The sequence below is a fragment of the Enterococcus sp. CWB-B31 genome (assembly GCF_020567645.1).
In the GTDB taxonomy this organism is placed as follows: domain Bacteria; phylum Bacillota; class Bacilli; order Lactobacillales; family Enterococcaceae; genus Enterococcus_L.
Genome location: NZ_JAJDJW010000004.1, coordinates 151,235 through 176,020 on the forward strand (window position 1 = coordinate 151,235; position 24,786 = coordinate 176,020).

Genomic DNA, 24,786 nt, shown 5'->3' on the forward strand with positions numbered 1-24,786 from the left:
TATGGAACAACTTGTTGGAAGTCTTCTATTCGCCAAGGGTTCTTTATTCGTTGGCTCATACAGGGCGGTGGATTGGTGAAAGTATTAAAGGCCTATAAATATAGACTTTATCCAACTCCTTCCCAAATTGAATTTTTTGAAAAAAATTTTTACAGTGTCAGTCTGGTTCATAATTTATTGCTGCAGGATCGGATCATGCAGTACAGAGCTTCTAAAAAAAATCCCGATCTGCATTTAAAGCCTCCCACTCCTGCAAAATATAAGAAAGAATATCCTTTTTTAAAGGAAGCCGACAGCCTTGCGCTGGCAAATGCGCAGGTCTATTTGGAAAGAGGGTTAAAATATTACTATACGGGAAAAAATGTTGGTTTTCCCAAATTGAAATCCAGGAAAAATCCGGTGACCTCCTATACGACGAATAATCAGGGAGGAACAATAAAAATTATCGGTTTAAATTATTTGAAAATTCCGAAATTAAAAACATTTGTGAAAGTTAAGGCACATCGGGAGATAAAGGGTAAAATTAAATCTGCAACGATTTCCAAAACTCCCAGCGGTAAATATTTTGTTTCTCTTCTTTGTGAGGAAAAAATTCATTGCAAGGAAAAGACAAATAGGGCTGTGGGAATCAGTCTTGGGCAGACAGAATTTGCGGTTTTATCAAATGGTCAAAAAATAGATAATGACCAGCTGACTGACGAAATAGAACAGAGAATTCGACGAGAGGAAAAGAAACTGGCAAGAAAAAAACACTTGGCTGGTACAAAAGGATTGGATTTGCTGAATCAAAAAAACTACCAGAAGCAAAAAATGAAGGTTGCTAAATTAAGGGAGAAACTTTTGAATCAGCGTCATGATTTCTTAAATAAAGTAACAACAGAACTGATTGATACCTATGATGTTATCTGTGTGGAAGATGCCCATAAGGAGGACTTCTGCAGAAACTACAAACTGAATAAGCGAGTCTCCGATGTCTCATGGGCTTTGTTTGTTTCTAAACTGGAGTATAAAGCGACGTGGCATGACAAGCAGCTGATCAAGCTGAAAAAATGTGATGAAAAGATGGCTGTCAGCTTAAAGAATGGACTAATTGGTGATGTTGATCTGGAACTGGCAAAGGAAGATTCTGAAACAGATGCCAGTATTCAACTGCTGCTTCAAGGATTAAAAAATAAGTAAGTATAAAAACTGTAGGGACTACAGGGATAGCCTAGGGCATATAAGATAATCCAAATTATCTCTTTCTAGGAAGCATTCTGATTTCAGACATGCAGTTCACTAATTATTAAATGGACAAATACGTCACCTTGGCTAATCAGTGAGGGTGACTTTTTTATTTAACGAAGCAGTTGAAAATGATAAAAAGAAGCGGAACTTCTGCATAGTCGTTTGTTTTTCTGAAAATAGAAGGTCTCTCAAGAACATGAATAATATTAGAAATAATCACTATTTGTACTTTACTAATGCCATAAAACATGCCGCGAATGAAGTGTTGATTTGGTTTGGAGAGACTCAAAGAAAGATTTTTAGAAAAAGAGAAGCAAAATCGTTTAGATTGATACAGTTCAGAAGAATTCAGGGTAAAATATAGGCGGTTCCTTGTTATAAAGAATTTGTTTAGATTGACTTCTCTTTTTTCATATTAGTTTTTATTTTGGATAAATTCAAAAATTTAAAATGTTGACAAACAATCAAATTTGTTTTATACTATCTTAGTTGAGAAATAAAAGCAGAAGCACCCGCTTCTCGCCTAAGTTGAGCATATCACTGGGCCGGATAAGTAGATTCCTTATATCAGTAAGATATAAGTGTGAGCTAACGCGGGTTCTTATGGGACCGGCTTTTTTTATACTCTTTTATGAGAGGAAAAATCGGATCAATTACTCTGCTTGATGTTCTCTAAGAAACTTGGAGGTGAATGACCATAGCAAAGGATATGATGGTGAACGACGGCATTCGTGCGCGTGAGTTACGATTGATCGGACAAGATGGTGAACAATTAGGTGTAAAGACTAAAGCTGAAGCTCTACAAATAGCTGAAGCTGCGAACCTAGACTTAGTCCTTGTTGCTCCAGGAGCAAAACCACCTGTAGCACGGATAATGGATCATGGTAAGTTCCGTTTTGAACAGCAGAAGAAAGAGCGTGAAGCTCGTAAGAAGCAAAAAGTGATCAACGTAAAAGAAGTTCGTTTAAGTCCGACAATTGATGTCAATGACTTTAACACAAAACTTCGTAATGCACGCAAGTTTTTGGAAAAGGGAGACAAAGTGAAAGCTTCGATCCGTTTCAAAGGCCGTGCCATTACCCACAAAGAGATTGGTCAAAAAGTTCTTGATCGTTTAGCTGAAGAAACTGCAGATATTGCTACAGTGGAACAGAAAGCGAAAATGGATGGACGCAGCATGTTTCTAACGCTGGCACCGAAAAACGACAAGTAATTCGAGAAATATCAATGGATATGTTCGTTAGAACAAAAGATTTTGAGGAGGAAATTAGTCATGCCAAAACAAAAAACACACCGCGGATCAGCGAAACGCTTCAAGCGTACTGGTAAAGGCGGATTAAAAAGATTTCGCGCGTTTACAAGTCACCGTTTCCACGGTAAAACTAAAAAACAACGTCGTCAATTACGTAAAGCAAGAATGGTATCAGCTGGCGATTTCAAACGTATTCGCCAACAATTAGCGAGAATGAAATAATAGAAGATTGTAATAATCTCTATGTGACTTGAGCGTTGTAACAAAGTGAGAATCGTAGAAGCAAAAGCAGTTAATTCTGAGAAATATCTAAAAATTACTTTATAAATTTTTGAGATATTACGATTTATTTCCAGGATGTTGTCTGCGATTAATTCACTCCTTTCATTCAAAATTTAAATTTTGAAAGGCTGCAATTATTTGAGCGGCCGATTCTTGTAACGAAAAATAAAAAAATTCAAAGAGATATAGATATTTAGGAGGAAATCAACATGGCACGTGTTAAAGGTGGAACAGTAACCCGTAAACGTCGTAAAAAAATCCTTAAGTTAGCGAAAGGCTACTACGGATCCAAACATACTTTATTCAAAACAGCAAAAGAACAAGTAATGAAATCTTACAGTTATGCATACAGAGATCGTCGTCAGAAAAAACGTGATTTCCGTAAATTATGGATTGCTCGTATCAACGCAGCGGCTCGTATGAATGGCTTAAGCTACTCAAAATTGATGCACGGTTTGAAATTGGCTGAAATCGACATCAACCGCAAAATGTTAGCTGACTTGGCTGTTAATGATGCAGCAGCATTTACTGCATTAGCAGATCAAGCAAAAGGTGCTTTAAATAAATAATTTAACTATATAATTTTTAAGGGGTGTGACATAGTTTGTCACACCCCTTAAAAATCGAATGAACAGGGTTCCAGTCTTTATATGTATTTGCGATTAATTACTTCTTTTTCTGGAATGAATGATCACTAATTTATTTGACTATTGTGCTTATATCATTCCAATAAAAAACTTGCAAAAATGGAACTGATAATATTGAACTCAGTTAGTTGGACTCTTCCAATACCCGGTTGATAAAAGGAAGCGAGGAATATCCGTTCTTTTACCAGTCTAAAAACCATACTCTGAATGAATTTTTGCTGTGGGTTAGAAAATCCCAGGACAAGTTTTTTCTGAAAAAGCAACTACTTCTTCTTTTACTAGATGTAAATCAATTGATCTCATGATAAAGTGAAGTTGCTCCTCTCGTTGTTTAACCGTTGTTTTGTGATGATTCAACGTTAACATAGAAAGAGGCGTATTTTTTTATTTTATTTCTGATTAAAATAGGGGCAAATCACATGTTTTTTATTGTGATTTGCCTCTTTGGTTTTTCTATTCCTATTCTTTGGATAAATTCAAAGTATTGTTTGTGCTCCTATTGTTTAATTAATCAAAGCATAATATGAATACAACCTCATTCAGAAAGCGCTTTCTTGAGATTCTATAGTTAGAGCAATAGTAGTAGTCCAATAGAGAGGTATACATAACTGAGGTATACAAGCTATTTTTGAGGAATAAAATCAAGTTTTATAAACTAATTGATTGTTACGCATGCATGTCTATATGGAAGCATTAATAAGAGTTATCCACTATCAAATGAAGTTAATAATTTAGAATTAATATAGGAAAGGTCTATACTTCTTCATCTTTTTCTACTAAATTCTGGAAATTTATGTATAAAATCAAAATTTTTTTTTCGTTATTTTAAACAATTTATAGATGCTTTAAATGTGAATTAATAGAAATATAATCATTGTGAAGCTTTTACTTTCTAAACAGCATCAATTATTTGCTGGAAAATTAAAAGAGTATAAAAAATGTAGATGAACAACAGTTTTCATTTGGAAATACAAAGAATTGAAATATTTATTTTGGGATGAAAAAAACTAACTAAATATAATTTAATAGTACTTTTTTATCTGATAAACAAGAAGTTCTTTATTGATGAATTAAAGAATAAAGAAAGCGCGTTATATTTAAAACTATCAGTTTTTGAAAAAATAATATTCATTTTAAGGTTTGTTAATGAAAAAAGCATAAATTGAATAACACTATTTTTTTTATAGTAATAGATCGTTATTTAAAAGCATTGTTAGAAATATTTAGAGAACAATTAATAGACATACTATAGATACAGTGTTATTTTAATAAGGATTATATAGGGGGGACTCAAAATATGAAGAAATATTATGATTTTATAAAAAATTGGTATATATAAAAACAGACGACGAAAGCTTGATGGATATTCAATGAAAAAATAGTTGTAGGAAGTTAAAAAATGGTAATTGTCATTTGAAAACCAGCTTTAAAAAGTAAAGATTGAGGGGAGAAGAAAATGATCAAATATAAATTTGTAGAAGCAAATGTAGATGCTAATTTTAAATACTTAATTCAAAAAGAGATTGGGGGGAGAATAGAGCCACACTGGCATAATGAAATAGAACTTAATTATGTCAAAAGTGGAAAAATTGATTATTTTCAGATTTCAGATAGGATTTACTCGCTGGAAAAAGGTGATTTTATTGTAGTTAACTCGGAAGTACCACATTCAGCAAGAATAAAATATCGCAAAGAAAATGTGGTACTTACAATTTTTCTTGTAAAGTCGTATATGTTTTCGCTTTTGGGAAGGGATAGCAAGTTTAATTTAGGAAAATCAAATTCAAAAAAAATTGCGACCTTCTTTGAAGATTTTATTGAGGTTGCCAATAATGAGCAAAATTTGATTAATAAAAAAATGGGTCTATATGGCTATCTCAATCTGATTCTGTATGAAATGTATTCAAAATCAAAGGATACAGAAAGTGCAGGAGATGAATCATTGATTCAAAAGAAAATGATGGATAAAGATATTAAAGTAATCAAAGAATTTATAGATTCTCATTATTTGGAGGATATCTCTCTGGATGATTTATTTTCTCTTTCAGAATTATCGGAGTCAAAAATCAGAAAAGAGTTCAAATCAGTATTTGGTATGACCATATATAAATATATTTTATTTAGGAGATTGAATGATGCTAAATTTCAATTGCTTGAAACGGATTTAAAAATCAAAGATATTGCAATACAGCTGGGATTTTATGATGCAAAATCCTTTATACGAAACTTTAAAAATTATTACAAAATGACACCGCAAAATTTTAGAAAAAAAAATATTGGGAATAAAAAAAATAAAAATGAGAACTTTGACTGATTGTTACATGTTATCTTTGACTAAAGAAGTTGTTAACTGGAATACATAGAATTTAGCACATAATCTGATCTTGATATATTTTTGATCCAGATGTGTTTTATTCAGTATAGATAAAAATATATTCATTTAGTCGTTAAAGATATTTTTAAGTCTGATTTATTTGTTTTTTATGTTTATGTGAAAAAGGTTACGAAATAACAAAATTATAATTGGTATAGATGTAAACTTGAAATAAACAAATTATTGAATAAAAGGAGCTGTATCAAAAAGAAATGATTTATCTAGGCACGTAAATTCTTTTAATAAAATTAGAAGGATGTGATATCAAAAAGACATAAAGTGTACATCTAGGTATGTGAGTTAAAATGTACAAAGTATTTTTGGTAATAGGCAAGAAAGTATCAAAGGGGGTGATTTTAAAATGAGAAGTGTTGTAAGTATGTATTACAGCTACGATTTCCACTTCGAATATAAAAGACAAAAGCACAGTATAGGGCTAAGAGATTTTTTATTGTAGCAGTGGGGAGCTGTCAGCTGATTTTAGAATAGCTGGATTATTAATAGATCCCAAGTACAGTTATTCTTAATAAAATTTGAATAAGGAATGCTACTGATACTAATAAAAATCCAGATTAAAAAACAAATTATAGAGAGTATATTTCTCTTTTTAGTTTTTTCAATCTGTTTTTTATTGTCAAAAATTAGTATTTTCATTAGATGATAATCGGTAATTAGTTTCGTAAAGGAAGTTAAATAGTTCTAATGTAATATTTTTACTTCCTTAATGTTTGCTATCAAAAAATTGAAAGAGAAGTGATATTTAATGAAAAGTAGAGATTATAAGAGATTATTTAACAGTAAAAGTCGAAAACGCTCGTTAAGCAGAAAATCTGTTTTGATGAATGTTGCAACAACTGGGATTCTTTTGACAAGTGCAGTAGTACCGGCAACATTGTTAGTAGCACCTCAGACAGTTGAAGCGGCTGCTCTTCAAGGTGAAATATTTACTAATTTAATTGCAAATAATAATAGTGGTACTTCATTTGAAACACCTTACCCTATAGAGGGAGTAACTAGGCAAGTAAATTTTACGATTAGCGGAAATGAATTAGCTGGAGCTTCGGTAGCGCTATCTGGTAATAAGGCTGCTGTACTAGCAATACCAGAACCATTAGTTGGGTTAGTTTCTCCAAATGGGCAAGCACATATTAATACAAGTGTGACATTAAGAATGGATCAGATAGGATTCATACAAACCTTGGTTGGTGCCGCCAACACATTCCTTTCATTTACTGAAAATGTTATTAATGGTGGTTTTGGCAGCATGACAGGTATCACATTTAATGTTGATGAAATTCACAATCAACTGGATTTACTTAATAATTTAGCTCAGTTTGGGCAAGCTGATTTTTATGTAGACGAGTATTTGACAAGTAATGAAAAAGAAATAGTAGCGCAATTTGATGATGGTTTAGCGTTAGTTATTGCGCAACGTATTAATATTATTTTGGAAAATCTGAAAACTGCTACAAACAGTCTTCAGGCGACTGGAAATAATATATTTTCTTCTACAATAGCAGCAGCAATAAATGCCGCCTTGATTGCTCCAAAAGCTGCATTTGTTAGTGCCATTAATGTTGCTATAGGTGTTGTCAATACGACTGGAAATATTGCTAATGAATTTGGAGACGGCGTATTATTAGGCGATACTTCTATAGATATTCCAACGCTAATTACTGACCCTACATTTGAGCGGTTAGAAAGTTACGGAGTTGATACTACAGTTCCTTATAATGCTGTTTTTAATGGAACAGTTGTTAAAGACAATTTGATTGATCTGGATTGGGTGATCAACAGTGATGGAAAAACCTCTGTTTGGTATGAGAACAAGATTACTTTACAAACGCCAACAGCAGAAATTTCAGGAAACAGTGTGGATGGATACACGGTAACAGGTGAAGCAGATCCGAATGTGACAATAGAAATTACAGATCCTGATGGTAACGTTGTGGGAATCGGGCAAACTGATGAAAATGGTAATTATGTAGTGGAGATCCCAGCAGATAAAGTAAGTCCATTAGAAGAATTAACAGTGGTTGCCAAGGATGATAAAGGGAATGAAAGTGCACCTGCAAAAGTAGTTGTACCAGAAGATATTACTTTACAAACACCAACAGCAGAAATTACAGGAGACAGTGTGGATGGATACACGGTAACAGGTGAAGCAGATCCGAATGTGACAATAGAAATTACAGATCCTGATGGTAATGTTGTGGGAATCGGACAAACTGATGAAAATGGTAATTATGTGGTGGAGATCCCAGCAGATAAAGTAAGTCCATTAGAAGAATTAACAGTGGTTGCCAAGGATGATAAAGGGAATGAGAGTGCACCTGCAAAAGTAGTTGTTCCGGAAGATATTACTTTACAAACACCAACAGCAGAAATTACAGGAGACAGTGTGGATGGATACACGGTAACAGGTGAAGCAGATCCTAATGTGATAATAGAAATTACAGATCCTGATGGTAACGTTGTGGGAATCGGACAAACCGATGAAAATGGTAATTATGTAGTGGAGATCCCAGCAGATAAAGTGAATCCATTAGAAGAATTAACAGTGGTTGCCAAGGATGATAAAGGGAATGAAAGTGCACCTGCAAAAGTAGTTGTTCCGGAAGATATTACTTTACAAACACCAACAGCAGAAATTACAGGAGACAGTGTGGATGGATACACGGTAACAGGTGAAGCAGATCCTAATGTGATAATAGAAATTACAGATCCTGATGGTAACGTTGTGGGAATCGGACAAACCGATGAAAATGGTAATTATGTGGTGGAGATCCCAGCAGATAAGGTAGAACAATCAGAAGAATTAACAGTGGTTTCCAAGGATGATAAAAATCATGTTAGCCCTCCAGCCTATGTAGTAGTTCCGGAAGATGAAGAAACAGACGGCGACTCAGACGGTGATTCTGATGGCGATTCCGATGGTGATTCCGATGGTGACTCAGACGGCGATTCCGATGGTGATTCCGACGGCGACTCCGATGGCGATTCCGATGGTGATTCCGACGGCGACTCAGACGGCGATTCTGATGGCGACTCAGACGGGGATTCCGATGGTGATTCCGACGGCGACTCCGATGGTGATTCCGACGGCGACTCCGATGGTGATTCCGACGGTGACTCAGACGGTGATTCCGATGGTGACTCAGACGGTGATTCCGATGGCGACTCAGACGGTGATTCCGATGGTGACTCAGATGGCGATTCCGACGGCGATTCAGACGGCGACTCAGACGGCGATTCCGACGGCGACTCGGACGGCGATTCCGATGGCGATTCCGATGGCGACTCAGACGGTGATTCCGATGGCGATTCCGATGGCGACTCAGACGGTGATTCTGATGGCGATTCCGACGGCGACTCAGACGGCGATTCAGACGGTGACTCAGACGGCGATTCCGATGGTGATTCCGATGGTGACTCAGACGGCGATTCCGATGGTGATTCCGACGGCGACTCCGATGGTGATTCCGACGGCGACTCAGACGGCGATTCTGATGGTGACTCAGACGGCGATTCAGACGGCGACTCAGACGGGGATTCCGATGGCGATTCCGACGGTGACTCAGACGGCGATTCCGATGGCGATTCCGATGGTGACTCAGACGGCGATTCCGACGGTGACTCAGACGGCGATTCTGATGGCGATTCCGACGGGGATTCCGACGGCGATTCCGATGGCGACTCAGACGGCGATTCTGATGGCGATTCCGACGGTGACTCAGACGGCGATTCCGATGGCGATTCCGACGGGGATTCCGATGGCGATTCCGACGGCGACTCAGACGGGGATTCCGACGGCGATTCCGATGGCGACTCAGACGGCGATTCCGATGGTGACTCAGACGGAGATTCCGACGGCGACTCCGATGGGGATTCCGACGGTGACTCAGACGGCGATTCCGATGGGGATTCCGACGGCGACTCGGACGGAGATTCCGATGGCGATTCTGATGGTGACTCAGACGGCGATTCCGATGGCGATTCCGATGGCGACTCAGACGGAGATTCTGATGGGGATTCCGACGGCGACTCAGACGGCGATTCCGATGGCGATTCTGATGGTGACTCAGACGGAGATTCCGACGGCGACTCAGACGGAGATTCTGATGGGGATTCCGACGGCGATTCCGATGGCGATTCTGATGGGGATTCCGACGGCGACTCAGACGGCGATTCCGATGGGGATTCCGACGGCGATTCCGATGGCGATTCCGACGGCGACTCCGACGGGGATTCCGACGGTGACTCAGATGGCGACTCGGACGGGGATTCCGATGGCGACTCAGACGGAGATTCTGATGGGGATTCCGACGGCGACTCCGACGGGGATTCCGATGGCGATTCCGATGGTGACTCCGACGGGGATTCCGATGGCGATTCCGACGGCGACTCCGATGGCGACTCAGACGGAGATTCTGATGGGGATTCCGATGGGGATTCCGACGGCGACTCCGACGGGGATTCCGATGGGGATTCCGACGGCGACTCAGACGGAGATTCCGACGGCGACTCGGACGGAGATTCCGATGGAGATTCTGATGGTGACTCCGACGGGGATTCCGATGGCGATTCCGATGGCGACTCAGACGGAGATTCCGATGGGGATTCCGACGGCGACTCCGATGGTGACTCCGACGGGGATTCCGATGGGGATTCCGATGGTGACTCCGACGGCGATTCCGATGGGGATTCCGACGGTGACTCAGACGGGGATTCCGATGGCGATTCCGATGGCGACTCAGACGGAGATTCCGATGGGGATTCCGACGGCGACTCCGATGGTGACTCCGACGGGGATTCCGATGGGGATTCCGACGGCGATTCCGACGGTGACTCAGACGGCGACTCAGACGGCGACTCAGACGGCGATTCTGATGGCGATTCCGACGGTGACTCAGACGGCGATTCTGATGGCGATTCCGACGGCGACTCAGACGGGGATTCCGATGGCGATTCCGATGGAGACTCCGACGGCGACTCCGACGGGGATTCCGATGGCGATTCCGATGGTGACTCCGACGGGGATTCCGATGGGGATTCCGACGGCGACTCCGACGGCGATTCCGACGGGGATTCCGATGGCGACTCAGACGGCGATTCTGATGGGGATAAAGATAACCGCTCTGGCAATCGTTTTAACGACAATTCAAAAGATGGAACCAATCTTAAAATTTCCCATACTAATGGGAGAGCAGGTTCTGGAGCAAAAAGTGGATTTTTCCCTAAAACCGGCACGGATGCAGGTGTTGGAATGTCTATAATTGGGAGCTTACTAGGTGGATTTTCCGGACTAGGATTCTTGAAATCTAGAAAAAATAGAAAAAAATAACTAACTTTTAAAATATTTTATGAGCTGTGATATTAGTCATATTGATAATGTCACAGCTCATAAAAATAATTAACCGATGTACTTTAGAAGAAAATACTTGATTAGAAACAAGAGGATGCCCAAAAGTTGGATAGTATCCATTTCATGAGGATATTGATTTTTGTTCACTTTATTTTTATATTTTAACAATGTTTACATAGTTTGATATTTTTTGAAACAAAATTTTTTTTACATTTTCTTTTTCTATTTAAAGAAGTAAAGGATGAATTAATTTATGATTGCAGGTACATTAAACCAATTGTTAGAGCTTTTTGAAGCTCATCAAAATTCAGAGCTTCAAGCTACCACGTTTATTTTAAGTTATGGCAATCGTTCTGAACGTTGCTATGTCAAAGAATTTTATGGAAAAACATTTAAGCAAAGCTGGGAAAAACTTTTTTTATTTTATCGAGCTTTGCCAGAAACAAATGAGTATGTACGTATTGATCTAATTATAGAAGAAAGTAAAACTACTTTAGAGCAGCTGATTGAAAAAATTGGTAAAATCAAGCGTAATAATTATATAACTTTTGGCTTCCGAGTTGAGGGGTTTAAAAAGAGATGTTTTTTGAAAGAAGAGATCACATCCAACGCATTATTTGTTCCAGATGAAAATCATAAAATCGGGCAAAATTTACCTAACTTACGAATCGATATTTCAAACTATAAATCATATGTAAAGAGAAAATATCGTGTGGATGATTATTCATTAAACTATCTAAAAAAATCATCAATATACACCTTTACTACACAAGCATATTTTATTGAAGAGAATAAAATTTTTGAACTGAAGGATTATGGTTTTGGAAATCACTTTAGAGTAGTAGAGGAAGAAAATTTTCAAGAAATTTTGGATGATGTTATTCGTAGAGGGGCTGCTTATTTGTTGGAGCAATTAAAAGAGGATGGCAAATTTATATATGGCTATTTTCCTTGCTACGATAAAAACATTCGTAATTATAATGCAATTCGACACTTTTCTTCATTGTATGCACTATTTGAAGCTGGGGAACTTTTGAATAATCAGGAAATGATTAAAAAAGCATATCAGGGTTTAATTTGGGGCTTTGACTATTTATTGGACGTAATTGACGGTGACAGCTTAATCAAAGATCAAATTGGATCAACTGTCGAATATAAACTTGGTGCACAGGCAACGGCTATTCTTGCTTCGGCAAAATATACACAGATTACTGGTGATACGCAATTTTTCAACATGATGCGTACGCTTGCACATACGATAGAAAAAAGATTTATCACCGAAAATGATGATACGATTCATGTTCTTGATAAACTACTTGAAGTTAAAGATAGATTTAGAATCATTTATTATGATGGTGAGGCTCTGTTTTCCATGCTTAGGGCATATGAATTAATGAATGAGGAAGAAATTTTTAATATTTGTCAGAGAATGATGACGCATTTTGTTGATAATAATTATGAAAAATATCATGATCATTGGTTAAGTTACGCAGTCAATGAATTTTTAAAACATGAACAGAAAAATGAGTATTATACCTTTGGCTTAAAAAATGCTTTAAGCAGAATTGATTTTATGGAAAATAGGGATACCGCTTATCCGACAATGCTGGAACTATTAGTTGCAGCAGCTAAAATGGTGCTTAAGTTAGATAATTATGATAAACAACGAGAAGTGGTTTCTGCTGAAGAATTTACAGCAGGAAAAAAACGTATTTTTGAAGTAATGGATTATCGTGCATATCATGAAATAGTTACTGGAACAATGTTTCCTGAATTTGCCATGTTTTTTCAGTCGCCTGAAAAGATTCAATACGGTTTCTTTGCTAGACATGATCGTTTTAGAATGAGGATCGATGATGCAGAGCACTTTTTATCAGGCTTGATTAACTATCGAGTACTTCGCTTTGGAGGTGTAGAGGAATGAAATTCTATGGACTAATAAGATTCCTGGTTCTTTTTATTTTAGCAGCATATACTTTTTTGATTAGAAAAAAGATCAGAAAACGAAGGAAAGGGCGATTGTCAGATTCTTTGAAAAATTATTCCAAGGATATAGACGGACTGTATCCTTGGGAAAAAAATACCGATAATTCGCCTAAAAGTATTCCTGCAAATGCAAAACGATTTAAAGAAAAGGAAAAAATTAAGAGAGGGCGTTGGTGATACTTTTTTCAGAATAGACTCTGAACAGGTTTGAAAACTCAAACGGCAAATTTGTTTGAAAAAATTAAGAGCTAGTCTGTTGATAATATTAAAGCTTATTCATACCTATAGTTCGAGAAGCAGCCAGTACAGGGGTGATTCGGAAAAGAATATCTAGTTCATTCTTAATCGGAGTCAAACTAGCTGTAAAGTAGTATAACATTTAACTAAGCTTGCTTCTTTCAAGGAATATTTATTGAAGTTGTGCATATCATTTCACTAAAGACTTCTACAAAAGCGGGGAATCCTTGTATCTACGAGTCTTACCTTGTTCGATTCTTGATACAAACGCGTTTGCTTGGAAAAGCGTTGGTATATCTTGTATGGAGCAGATCATGTGAAGAAGCGTAGGAGTAAGTTATGCAAAAAGTCTTAAGACATGCACCAATATAAATGAACAGTTGCTCTAATTATTGGATGAATGTTTCACATTCAAAGATTGCCGTTCGCATACAGCTATCTCTTTGTTTCTGGAATAAATTTTGACAAATTTATCCCCATCGGAGCTTTGCCTACCATCCCACTAGCTGTTCGGTCTTATTATTGAAGTATATAAGTTAATATTTTCTATCATTGAATATCCTTTATAGACTATCTTTTATTATAATTTGGGCAGCGTATTAACCCTATTTAAGAAATGATTATTTTCTCATTCAACAGCTTATCTACATTCAGTTAGTTCCTGATAGAGGAGAAAATCAAAAAAATCTCTTTCTTGGAACAAAGCAAGCGAAGTATAGTATAGTGCATTGCAAGGTGGCTTGGAATGTAGTGGAATTTTCTTTATATGATTGATAAATAACCGAAGGAAAGCGCTCTAGGTCCCTGAGTTTTATTTATATTAAGGTAGTGTACAATAATCAATTAGAATTTTTATGTAGTTGAGGTCTTTTTACTTAAATTAACCAAAGACATATAGAAGCCGAGAGGAAAGAATGTATATGACAGATTTAAAGAATAATACACAAAATATTGCATGTCTAGCATTTTCTAACACAAGTTTATTGAATAAACGACCGGCTGGGAATAGATCGTCACCTTATGGAACATCACATTTGCTGTTGTACTTAAGTATTTTAATTGATTTGCAAGAGAACAAACTTTCACCAGAACAAACGATTATTTTTCCAGAGAGAGTAGAACGTGAACAAAAATCTTTACGTTCCACCAATGCTCATAAAGGAGAAGAGCGTCTGTTGATTGATGTATTGAATCAGGCAGTCTCTTTGAATGCACCAGATTGTCTAGTTGCTTTGATGGAAATATATGGCGGACAAAAAGGGGCGAGAAAGAAGATTGATGAATTGGGAATTAAGTTGAATATTTCTCGTATTTCCCGTACTTCTTTAACAGGTCGTTTAGTAGAAAAGCAAAAGTCTAATCTATTTGATTATTTCAAAATTGCTTCTGCTTATCTGAATTTAGCAAGAAACAGCTTCGCCTATATTAGAAACCGCATACATGTGATTGGAACTGAGGTATATTATCCGCAGTCAGAAGCTGATTTAAAAGGAGACGTACTTGCTAGTATTTTTTGGGGAACGAATCAAAACGATTGTATGATATTTAAAGAAATTGATAATGAGCTGTATTGTTCATTGGTAATCAATGGTACAAACTATACACATACCTCTGAGACTGCTTACTTACCGTTTATTGAAGAAACCTGTTCACCTAAAGAAATAGTGTTGTCTAAACCGATCATTAATTTTTTAGCAGACACATATTTTGGTGAGTTTCAGACAGAAGTGCGCAAAAGGAAGAAACGTACGGATGCTTTACAGAAATATGGATATGGGTATTCTTTTCAAAAAATTGGTGAAAAATTATCTGCAAATGACTATAACATAATTACATATGAAGGTGTCTTGATTCAACCAGAAGAGGAGTGCTTTAATAAAAGAAAGATTTTTTATTTAGGTGGCGATAAACAACAAACGATCAATGAACTGAAAAAAAGGCATATTCATTTAGCAAATCTCGGAAATAATCATGCGAAAGATTATGGGGATGAAGCATTGTTGGAGACGATCAAAGCATTTAATCAGAATGGGATTGCAACAGTGGGGGCAGGAAGAAATCTCAAGGAGGCGGTGAAGCCGATTCTTCTTCGTCATGATAATCAAAAAATAGCAATTTTTTCAGGTTATTGGTATCGAAAAGGCAGGGATCGGTATTTTGATTTTTATGCAACAAATCGATCGGGAGTTGCTTCCTTGGATGGGGTATTGTTAGAAGCTATTAGAGCATTTAAAGAAGAGAATTCAGAAGTGTTTACTATTGTATTGGCTCATTGGGGAGAGGATTTTAGAAATTTAGCGCAGCGACAAAAGAATTTGGCGAAACGATTAGTTTCAGCGGGAGCTGATTTAATTATTGGAAGTGGTCCACATAAAATTCAACCGGTTGAAATAATAGATGGAACTTTAGTATTTTATAGTTTAGGAAATGGTGTTTTTAATAGTGACGGGAAAGAATTGTCAAAACCAGGAAATTTACCCTATAGCTATTTTCTTAACTGGCATTTAACAGATCAACTGATTCGGGTGTATCCTTTCTGGAATTATAATTTAGCTAATTTTTGGCAACCATATTTTGTTGAAAAAGCAACTCAGAACCAGGTAATAGAAGATATCGGAAAATTAGATAATTCATCTTTACTGGAAGCTCCTCAATTTGATGAAGCTGGACACCTCTACTATCCTGTAAAAATCAATGCTGCTTCTCATGAACAGGAAAATCACCAAGTAAATGCAAATTGGTTAAAAAAGAATATATCCGGCTCTTTTTTAGATGGGTATCTGCCAGCAGGCACCTTTGATTATATAACAATTTTTGAAGAGGATCTCAAAACTGTTTCTTGCGAACAGGCACTTTTTGTTTCTCTAAGTACTAAGGACATGAAGGCTTTGTATCATGATGAAAAATGGTTTCCTGCTCATCGCAATAAAAAATTAATAGAAGTGGGATGTCCGGAAAAAATAGGCTTGATTCTTACCGATACACCAATTGAGGAGTATAGAGGAAAGGTGCCGCAGTTTATTGTTTCGAATACTTTAGCTGCAGCCTCATTACTAGCAGATTGTATCGTAGAAGCCTATCAGGGACAAATGATCACTATTACGGGGAGTGTGGGAAAAACTTCAGTAAGACTACTTTTGGAACAACTATTAGCAGAGGAATCACCATTAAGCAATACTAAAAATTCAAATTTACATTTTGCAAATTTAAGACTTGCTCTGGCGCTGAGTCGACAGCCGGCTAAGGCAATTTTTGAAATTGCTGTTGGAGGGATGAATCGTTTGGCATACGGTAATGAGGGGTATCGTTATAGAAGTGATGTGGCAATTTTAACCTCTTTTGGAATGGCTCACTCTAAATACGGAATCGATCGTAACCTTTCTTTAAAATCGGAAATTTTCACTAGTGTTAAAAATGGCGGTACAGCTATTATCAATGGGGATATAGAAGAAAAATATCTTTGGAAATTTTTGAGACAGGCAAGACGTCAAGCTTTAACAATAAAATCATATAGCCTAATTAATGAGCAGGCGGACTGTTATTTGGTTGAGAAAAAGGTTGGAAAAGATCATACGGAAGTAATCCTTTCTTTAAATAGAAAAATACAACGATTTTCGATGGCTGCTTTCAGTGATGGACAGATTCAAAATGTAATGGCCTCTTTGCTTACTTTAGACACACTTGGTTACGATGTAAATAAATATGTTCATTTATTGGAGACGAAAAATAATTTGCCACGTAATTTGGAAGAGGTTGTAGTCAAATATAATGGCAAGCAGTTTACTTTGATTGATGACAGTCATAACAGTTCTATACTTGCCGTAAAAAATGGTATACGAGCATTTAAAGAAAGACAACAGTTTTATAGTGGAAGTAATCTGTTGGTTCTTGGTGAAGTAGCAGAATTAGGTGATTATAGTTTTGATCAGCATTATCAGTTGAAAGAAGAGTTAGCTGACTGTAAAGCAACTCAAATTTTCTTATGGGGCGAGGCATTCAAAAAAATAGCGGAAGAATTGCCTGATGCACAATGGGTCGCGGATAAGAACCTGTTGGCAGAACATGTTCAACCATATTTAACAGATAATTCTTTAGTTTTTGTCAAGGGGTCAGCTTCCAGTAAATTTTATAAAGTAGCAGATGAAATAAAAAAATTATCTTTTTAGAGTGAAACAGGTGTATCTTTGTTTTATTGTTAACGATAGTATTTATGTACAAAATTATAGGAACATACAATAATATCTTCTATACATAAAGAAGATATAGAATGAAAGGAAAGGCGCTGTATCAAATTAAAAAACTGAATAAACAGCATTCCAAAGCTTCCCTATGTATCGATGATTGTAACAGAGACCTTCAATTCTAAATGGCGTCTTCATTTAGAATTGGGTGAATTTTGACAAATGTATATCAGAGCTTCGTCTACTAGCAATCTCTTAGTTATGAACATAAATGGGTGCACATCTATTTCAATCAGAGCATTGCATACCATCCTGCTAATGCTCCTAGATGAGGCGAGCCTCTATTCAAGGAATATTTATCGAGGCTGCGCATATAGCATGTCCTCCATGTTCCTGAGACATGCGACGAGCATTTGAAGAAGCGTAGGAGCAAACTCCTGATAAGGATCTAAATTTTAACCCATGTATCTCTATCAGAGTATTGCCTACCATCTCACTAGTTTATTTATCTTAGTGAGACTGGCAGCTACCTCCAAAAAGTGATTGAATGTATACACATTCCTCAGATTGTCGGTTCGCATACCATCCCACTAGAGGTTCCTGCATCAGTAGAAAATCCTTGTATCTGCGAGTCTTACTTTGTTCGATTCTCGATACAAACGCTTCTATTTGGAAACGTGTTGGCGGATCTCCAGCTGTTTTTGAAGCTGTTCGTTCTTGGTTTTGAAGTATACAAGTTAAAATTTTCTATCATTAAACATCATTTATAGACTATATTTTATTATAATTTATAATTCGGTCAATACAGTAGATAAAAAAATAAAGTGTGCAAACTAAAAGAAAACACACTAGGAGGGACAGTATTATGTCAAGAAGAGCACGGAGAACCTATACTCAAGAATTTAAACAACAAATGGTTGATTTGTATCAAGCTGGAAAATCTCGAGCAGAGATTATCCGAGCATATGAACTTACGCCATCCTCCTTTGATAAATGGGTGAGACAGGCTGCTTTGACTAAGTCATTTAAAGAGAAAGACAATCTGACTCCTGAACAAAAGGAATTAGCGGCTCTACGTAAAAAGAATCAGCAGCTGAAAATAGAAAATGATAGTTTAAAGCAAGCGGTGCTGATATTTGGACAAAAAGAGAAGTGATTACACGTAATAAGCATAAATATTCTGCATTGGTGATGTGCAATATTTTAGGGCTCTCCCGCCAAACTTATTATTATAAAGTAAAACCAAAAAAGGACGAAGCAGCACTGGAAGAAGCTGTAACGGAAGAATTTATGAAAAGTTGGAAAGTATATGGTACAAGAAAAATCAAATAGGCACTGCTTAACTAGGGCATTTAACTGAGCCAACGAAAAAATGAATCAGATTATGAAACACTGTGGGTTACAGTCAAGTTACACAACCGTACCCTGTAGGGAACATGCGACAAAAAGTGATGAGTCGGCTGAGAAAATATTCTCAATTGAGAATTAAAAAAAACTACTGGAAGCCATTGTGACTGATTTCACCTATATATAAGTAGGAAACAGCAAGTATTATGTTTGCATAATAATAGACCTGTTCAATCAAGCGATATTTGGCTGTTCAATTGAAAAATATAAAGATGTGAAACTGGTTCAATAAGCATTTCATCAAATTAAGCAACCACTAACAGAAGCGGGACTCATTCATACTGAGTGAGGAAAGGAGTTTGACAAACAAACTATCATCGAGCTGCTGACCAATTTTGAAATCGAGCACTCATTAAGTAAAAAAGATTGTCCTTATGATAACGCAGCAACAGAATTATCGTACAAATCGATGAAAAAGCAGAATTAGTTCAACCGCATCAGTTTGAGAGTCTTCGGTAACTGCAATTGGAATTATCTGAGATTGCATGGAACATTAAGTTACGAGATACCAGCAAGGCTATCTAAATCTGAGATTGGCGGGGTGGAAACCTTGATGATTCGTTCGGATATGATAGCGATGAGGCAGCTTAATGGTTCATAATTAGCTTTTGCCGGGACTCCTCCTATCCAAGGAGGCTTATTATTGAGGTCAATCGAGTAAGAATACAAGCTGAAAATAGACACCTTATAAAATTGTCAAGAAAAGGGTTGACCTTTCGATTTTTAACGAATTGATTAGTTTACCTTGTAGTATAGACGAATGGTCTGAGACTCCGCTATAATAGAATAAAATGAAAAAAGGATGATGACATTTTATGGACCCTCAGATAGGTACCTTGCTGCCTGTACTGTTTATATTGTTATTGCTTTCGGCTTTCTTTTCTTCAAGTGAAACGGCTTATTCTTCGCTAAACAGAAAAAGAATTATGAAGATGGCTGAAGCAGGAGATAAACGAGCGATGGTTGTGCTGGAACTGCTTAATGATTTTGATTGCTTTTTTTCGGCAGTTCTGATTGGAAATAATATTGTAAATATTGCCAGCTCCTCAATTGCGACATTACTGTTTGTGGCCTATTTTGGAAATATCGGTGTGATGCTGTCAACGGTCGTCATGACTATTGTTGTACTGACTTTTGCAGAAATTTTTCCAAAGACGATAGCAAAAGAATCTCCTGAATATTTTGCTGTTCTGTTTGCACGACAGCTTAAGGTCCTGACGATAATTTTATATCCGTTGACTCTGTTTTTTTCAGAAATTAAAAAGCTGTTGATAGTCTTGCTTCCCGGAAAAAATATGGGTCCTTCCATTACTGAGGAGGAGTTGCTGACTTTGGTTGAAGAGGCTGCTCAAGAAGGTTCTATAGATGAAGAAGACGAGATTTTGATAAAAAATGTTGTGGAATTTAATGATTTGGAAGTGCAGGATATTTTTACTCCCCGATTGGAGATTGTTTCAGTCAATAATAAAAAAACGCTGGAAGAGATTTCTGATATTTTTCGGGAAACAGGGTTATCTCGACTGCCTTACTATGAACAGTCCATCGATGAAGTAACTGGCGTGCTAAACCAAAAAGACTTTTACTATGATGTACTGGTTGGAGAGAAGAAACTTGCTGAGGTTGTAAAGCCGGTACTGTATATTCCGAAAAGTATGCGTATTTCAGAGTTGATGAAAAAGTTTCAGATTGACCAATGCCATATTGCAATTGTTGTTGATGAATATGGCGGAACAGAAGGTCTGGTTACATTGGAAGACGTGGTTGAAGAACTGGTTGGTGAGATTTGGGATGAATTTGATGACAGACAGACTGAATTTAAAAAACTGAATGAAAAGCAATACTTGGTAAAGGGATCAGCTGAATTTGATGTCTTGGAAGAGCTCTTCGATATTGAAAATGATACCTCTTCATCAACGCTGGGGGGATATATCATGTCTACACTGGGGCATGTGCCTGTGGCAGGAGAAAAGCTGAGGATTGGTTCACTGAATCTCGAGATTAAGAAAATGCAGGATCATCGAGTGGATGAAGTGCTGATTACCAAGATACTTTAAAAAAATGAAATAGCAGTAAAAAGCTAAGACTGGCGGCTCCGATACAAAATTGGAGCTGCCAGTTTTAGCTTTTACATTCATCAGTCTTTATAGGGAGTTGCAGTTTCTTTCAATACATCATTTAATTCTTCTATGTTTTGTCGCCCTTGCGTTTGCAGCCATTCTCTGGCAGTTGCTTCTCCATTTTTAATGAATGGTTCCACACCATTGGCCCAGGTAGCCCGTCCGCAGAGAACGCCATTAAAGGTCGAGCCTGCTTCCTTGGCAAAACGTAGAGTCTCCTTGAATAAGTCTGCAGAGACACCTGCACTTAGGAAAATAAACGGCAGGTTGGTTGCTTTACTCTGTTCAATAAAATAGTTCTGAGCTTCTTTTTTACTGTGAACAGCATCTTCTCCGAAGCCCTCAACAAAATTCATATTAACAGGTACTTCGACTTTGAGAACATCCACATGATACTGAGGTTCAGCGAAGACTTTCATCATTTCGATGACTTTATGAGGTTTAACCTGTGCATATTCTCTGGATTTGGGATCTGCAATGCTGTCATCATAAGAAACCAGTTCAAGAAAGAAAGGGAGATCTTCTGCAACACATTCAGAAGCAATGCGTTCAACAAATGCTTTTTTTCGATCGTTAATTTCATTATTTTCATCCACATCATAATATAGCAAAAATTTGCAGGCGTCCGCACCAGCTTCTTTTAGCCGGCGAACGGACCAGTGATCAAGTAAATCAGGAAAGCGTCCTTTGACAGAACTGTCATACCCTGTTTTTTCATAAGCCAGAAGAAGTCCAGCTTCATTATATCGTACTTTACTTGCAGGCAAACCATATTCGGGGTCCAGCAAAATAGAAGAAGCATAGGGAGTTAACTCTTCTGAAACGAGAGCTTTAAATGTTTCGATTTCTTCAGCTTCAGCTGAGGGCTGAAAAGCTGTCATCATTTTTTTCAGGGCACCGCGTTGGTCAATTGCCAGTGCTGCGATGATACCATCCTTATTTGCCAGTCTATCCATGGCAGCCTGTTTTTCTTTTGAATAAGTCAATGTGTTTCCTCCTAGAGTTCTTTTATGTGTATTTGTTTGAAATAATCATCGAATTTTTTTATATTGATAGAGCCAGTCTGAGCTTCCAGCGTATTTAGCAGACCAGCTGTCATTGAGGTTTTTATGGCAGTTTCCAAGTCCTGTTGTTTGAAGAGAGCAGCAGCAATTCCTGCAAGGGAAGCATCGCCTGAGCCAACCGGACTGACGACATCAATTTTCGGCAGAGAAGCTTTAAAAAGCGTTTCTTTATTCTTGATCAAGGCTCCTTCGCTGCCAAGTGTGACAATGATATATTCAATGTCGTCAAATAATGGATCGTTCAGATAATCTCTCAGTACTTCGATATCCTTGCTTGCCTTTTTTTGTAGAAATTCAGCAATTTCATGATGGTTTGGTTTAATTAGAAAAGGCTTATGTTTTCCTGCAAGTGCATGGTACATATAGTTTCCGGAAGTATCAAGCAGCACTGGGCGCTTTTCTTTTGCAGCCAGTGCTAATAATTGCTGATAAAAATCCGGAGAAAATCCTTCAGGCAAACTTCCTGAAATCGTAATTAACTCTGTATCTTTAATCAATACAGAAAAATGCTCAAGAAAAGCACTGATTTCTTCTTCTGAGATGGTAGGACCGGCTTCCAAAACTTCTGTTTGCTTATTCTCTGATAATATGGCAATACAGTCGCGGGTTTCGCCTTTAATTGGTGAAAAAGAATGTTGAATTTTTGCATAGTCCAATCCTTCTTTTAAGAGTTCGCCAATATGGCCGCCGATAAAGCCGGTCGCGAGAACAGGGATGTTCATCTGCTTTAGGACTCTGGTAACATTCAGTCCTTTTCCGCCGGGTGTTTTAGTTATTTTGGTTGTTCTATTAACGGTATCCAGTTGAAAATGATCAACAAAATAAGAAATATCAATAGATGGATTAAGTGTGACTGTTAAAATCATTTGTCCGACTCCTAATCTGTATATTCTCCACGGTCCCATTTTTCCAGAAATTCGTCAAAAAGATGTTCATCGCTGATTTTATCTGCATTTTTTGTTTCAATCTCTTTGATTCGTTCAATCAATTTTTTATTTTCAGGAGTAGGCTGATAATCTGTCTTTAAAAATTCCTGAATAATATCACAGATTAAAAGTTCTCCGGCAATTTTTCCGCCAAATGCAATGACATTGGCATTAAGCTCTTGCTTGGCATATACAGCAGTTGTCATATCTCTGACCAGTGCCGCACGAATACCAGGGACTTTGTTGACAGCATTTGTAATGCCGACTCCTGTTCCGCAAATGGTTACTCCAAGATCCGCTCGCCCGCTTGAGACCAACAAGCCTACTTTGCGTCCGTAAATCGGGTAGTGAGTTCTTGAAAAATCATAGGTTCCAACATCCAGTACTTCATGTCCCTGACTTTTTAAGAAGTCGGAAACCGCAATTTTTGTATCTGTTACAATATGATCGCAGCCTATAGCTATTTTCATTCCATTCTCCTCCTAAAACATTTCATTAAGCATATCTACACGAATTTGATGACGTCCGCCTTCATAGTGAGAAGTCAGAAACGCATAAACAATATTTCTGGCAAGATCCTCACCAACAATGCCGCTGCCAATCGTAATAATACGGGAATTGTTATGTTCCCGTGTCATATAGGCTGAGCGTTCATCTGACACTTCAGCAGCAATGATACCATTATGCTTGGTTGCAGCAATAAAACTGCCGGCTCCGTAGCGGTCAAATAAGATACCAAATGCATCTTCCTGTTCTCTGATTTTTTCAACCACTCGTTCTGTCGATTCAACAAAGTCTACAGAGTCATCGGCTGTTGTGTCCAATACATCAAATCCTTTTTCCTGCAGATAAGTCAAAATCATATGTTTCATTTGCTGTCCGTCTCTATCTGCACCCAGTATTACTTGCATATCTGTTCCTCCTAATGAATAATTTTAATAATTTCTCCGTATTTAGCTGATAACTCATCTGAAATACTGCTGTCCGTAATTAGGTAATCTGCTTTTGACAGAGAATAAAATTTGTAAAAATCCTGTCTGTCCAATTTGAAATGATCGGCAATAATATATTTTTTATGTGCACTTTGCAGAATGATTCTCTGAGTGACACCCTCGTCTTCATTTGAGTTTGTAACCGCATCATTTAAGATACCATTGACACCAATAAATGCTTTGTGTACCTGAATGCTGGCAACTGTATCATTGGCAATGGTTCCTACAAAAGCGCCGGTCTTTGAGCGGTAAGAGCCGCCGATTAAAATCAGTTCAAACCGATTGTCATTTTTGAATTTATCAAATACGTGAATAGAGTTTGTCACAAATTTGGCGAAATCACAGGTTAAGTAATCATAAACCAGCTCGATGGTTGTCCCAGGACCTAAAAAAACTGTATCTCCGGTTTTAATCTGCTCGGCAATTTTCTTTGCAACTTCTTCTTTTTCTTTCAAATGAATATTTTTCTTTTCAATGTGACTCAGTTCAAAGAAGCTTAATTCCTTTTTATTCATTGCTTTTGCACCGCCGTGAACACGAATCAGCTTGCCTTGCTTCTCTAACTCTTTTAAATCTCTTCGGACTGTCATTTCAGTTACCTTGATCTTTTCAGTGATATCACTGACTTTGACAAATTCCTGTTTATCTAAAAAAGCTAAAAGAGCTTTTTGACGTTCTTCTTTGATCAAGCTTTGCTCCTCCTTTTTGTTTTTAAATGTTCGTTTATGT

15 protein-coding genes, 1 pseudogene and 1 other annotated feature are annotated in these 24,786 nt (G+C 37.4%); of the genes and pseudogenes, 11 read left to right on the top strand and 5 right to left on the bottom strand.

The window, feature by feature from the left end; translation table 11 throughout:
• Positions 1 to 75 precede the first annotated feature (75 nt).
• The 11 genes and pseudogenes from LI954_RS06090 to LI954_RS06140 all read left to right on the top strand — a co-directional run bounded on the left by LI954_RS06090 (position 76) and on the right by LI954_RS06140 (position 21,012).
• Entirely contained in the window at positions 76 to 1,179 is a 1,104-nt protein-coding gene (locus LI954_RS06090; protein WP_229443966.1) for a transposase, read from the top strand.
• 542 nt (positions 1,180 to 1,721) lie between these two features.
• Positions 1,722 to 1,855: a sequence feature (ribosomal protein L20 leader region), on the top strand.
• A 63-nt stretch (positions 1,856 to 1,918) separates the two neighbouring features.
• Positions 1,919 to 2,440, top strand: a complete 522-nt coding sequence (gene infC / locus LI954_RS06095) for a translation initiation factor IF-3 (protein ID WP_202064190.1) — start codon at positions 1,919 to 1,921, stop codon at positions 2,438 to 2,440.
• 60 nt (positions 2,441 to 2,500) lie between these two features.
• Positions 2,501 to 2,701 carry a 50S ribosomal protein L35 gene (gene rpmI, locus LI954_RS06100; RefSeq protein WP_202064191.1) on the top strand — a complete coding sequence of 67 codons (201 nt, stop codon included), beginning with the start codon at positions 2,501 to 2,503 and terminating at the stop codon, positions 2,699 to 2,701.
• A 269-nt stretch (positions 2,702 to 2,970) separates the two neighbouring features.
• Positions 2,971 to 3,330 (top strand): 50S ribosomal protein L20, encoded by a 360-nt coding sequence (gene rplT, locus LI954_RS06105; RefSeq protein WP_202064192.1) that lies wholly within the window; start codon positions 2,971 to 2,973, stop codon positions 3,328 to 3,330.
• A gap of 1,534 nt (positions 3,331 to 4,864) precedes the next feature.
• Positions 4,865 to 5,722 carry an AraC family transcriptional regulator gene (locus tag LI954_RS06110; protein WP_202064193.1) on the top strand — a complete coding sequence of 286 codons (858 nt, stop codon included), beginning with the start codon at positions 4,865 to 4,867 and terminating at the stop codon, positions 5,720 to 5,722.
• A gap of 823 nt (positions 5,723 to 6,545) precedes the next feature.
• Complete coding sequence (locus LI954_RS06115; RefSeq protein WP_229443967.1) at positions 6,546 to 11,126, top strand: adhesive domain-containing protein; 4,581 nt, start codon at positions 6,546 to 6,548, stop codon at positions 11,124 to 11,126.
• 274 nt (positions 11,127 to 11,400) lie between these two features.
• Positions 11,401 to 13,071, top strand: coding sequence for a hypothetical protein (locus tag LI954_RS06120; protein WP_202064196.1), 1,671 nt, complete (start codon positions 11,401 to 11,403; stop codon positions 13,069 to 13,071).
• Positions 13,068 to 13,310 carry a hypothetical protein gene (locus tag LI954_RS06125; protein ID WP_202064197.1) on the top strand — a complete coding sequence of 81 codons (243 nt, stop codon included), beginning with the start codon at positions 13,068 to 13,070 and terminating at the stop codon, positions 13,308 to 13,310. The genes LI954_RS06120 and LI954_RS06125 overlap by 4 nt, the downstream gene beginning before the upstream one ends.
• Positions 13,311 to 14,290: 980 nt before the next feature.
• Positions 14,291 to 17,536, top strand: coding sequence for a CapA family protein (locus LI954_RS06130; protein ID WP_229443968.1), 3,246 nt, complete (start codon positions 14,291 to 14,293; stop codon positions 17,534 to 17,536).
• 880 nt (positions 17,537 to 18,416) lie between these two features.
• Positions 18,417 to 19,559, top strand: a pseudogene (locus tag LI954_RS06135) (IS3 family transposase).
• A 214-nt stretch (positions 19,560 to 19,773) separates the two neighbouring features.
• Positions 19,774 to 21,012, top strand: coding sequence for a hemolysin family protein (locus LI954_RS06140; protein WP_229443969.1), 1,239 nt, complete (start codon positions 19,774 to 19,776; stop codon positions 21,010 to 21,012).
• Between the two features lie 80 nt (positions 21,013 to 21,092).
• On the opposite strand, the gene lacD is transcribed toward LI954_RS06140, so the two are convergent.
• Genes lacD through LI954_RS06165 form a run of 5 tightly spaced genes read right to left on the bottom strand, consistent with a single transcriptional unit; the run spans position 21,093 to position 24,746 of the window.
• The gene (gene lacD, locus LI954_RS06145; protein WP_267491436.1) at positions 21,093 to 22,061 is read right to left on the bottom strand and encodes a tagatose-bisphosphate aldolase; all 969 of its coding nucleotides are present in this window, start codon (positions 22,059 to 22,061) and stop codon (positions 21,093 to 21,095) included.
• 11 nt (positions 22,062 to 22,072) lie between these two features.
• A complete protein-coding gene (locus LI954_RS06150; protein ID WP_229443970.1) occupies positions 22,073 to 23,005 on the bottom strand; it encodes a hexose kinase in 933 nt (310 codons plus the stop codon).
• Positions 23,006 to 23,016: 11 nt separating this feature from the next.
• Positions 23,017 to 23,535: a galactose-6-phosphate isomerase subunit LacB gene (gene lacB, locus LI954_RS06155; RefSeq protein WP_202064209.1), complete on the bottom strand. Its 519-nt coding sequence runs from the start codon at positions 23,533 to 23,535 to the stop codon at positions 23,017 to 23,019.
• 12 nt (positions 23,536 to 23,547) lie between these two features.
• Entirely contained in the window at positions 23,548 to 23,976 is a 429-nt protein-coding gene (gene lacA / locus LI954_RS06160; protein WP_202064217.1) for a galactose-6-phosphate isomerase subunit LacA, read from the bottom strand.
• 11 nt (positions 23,977 to 23,987) lie between these two features.
• On the bottom strand, positions 23,988 to 24,746 hold the full coding sequence (locus LI954_RS06165) for a DeoR/GlpR family DNA-binding transcription regulator (protein WP_202064219.1): 759 nt from the start codon (positions 24,744 to 24,746) through the stop codon (positions 23,988 to 23,990).
• Positions 24,747 to 24,786 lie beyond the last annotated feature (40 nt).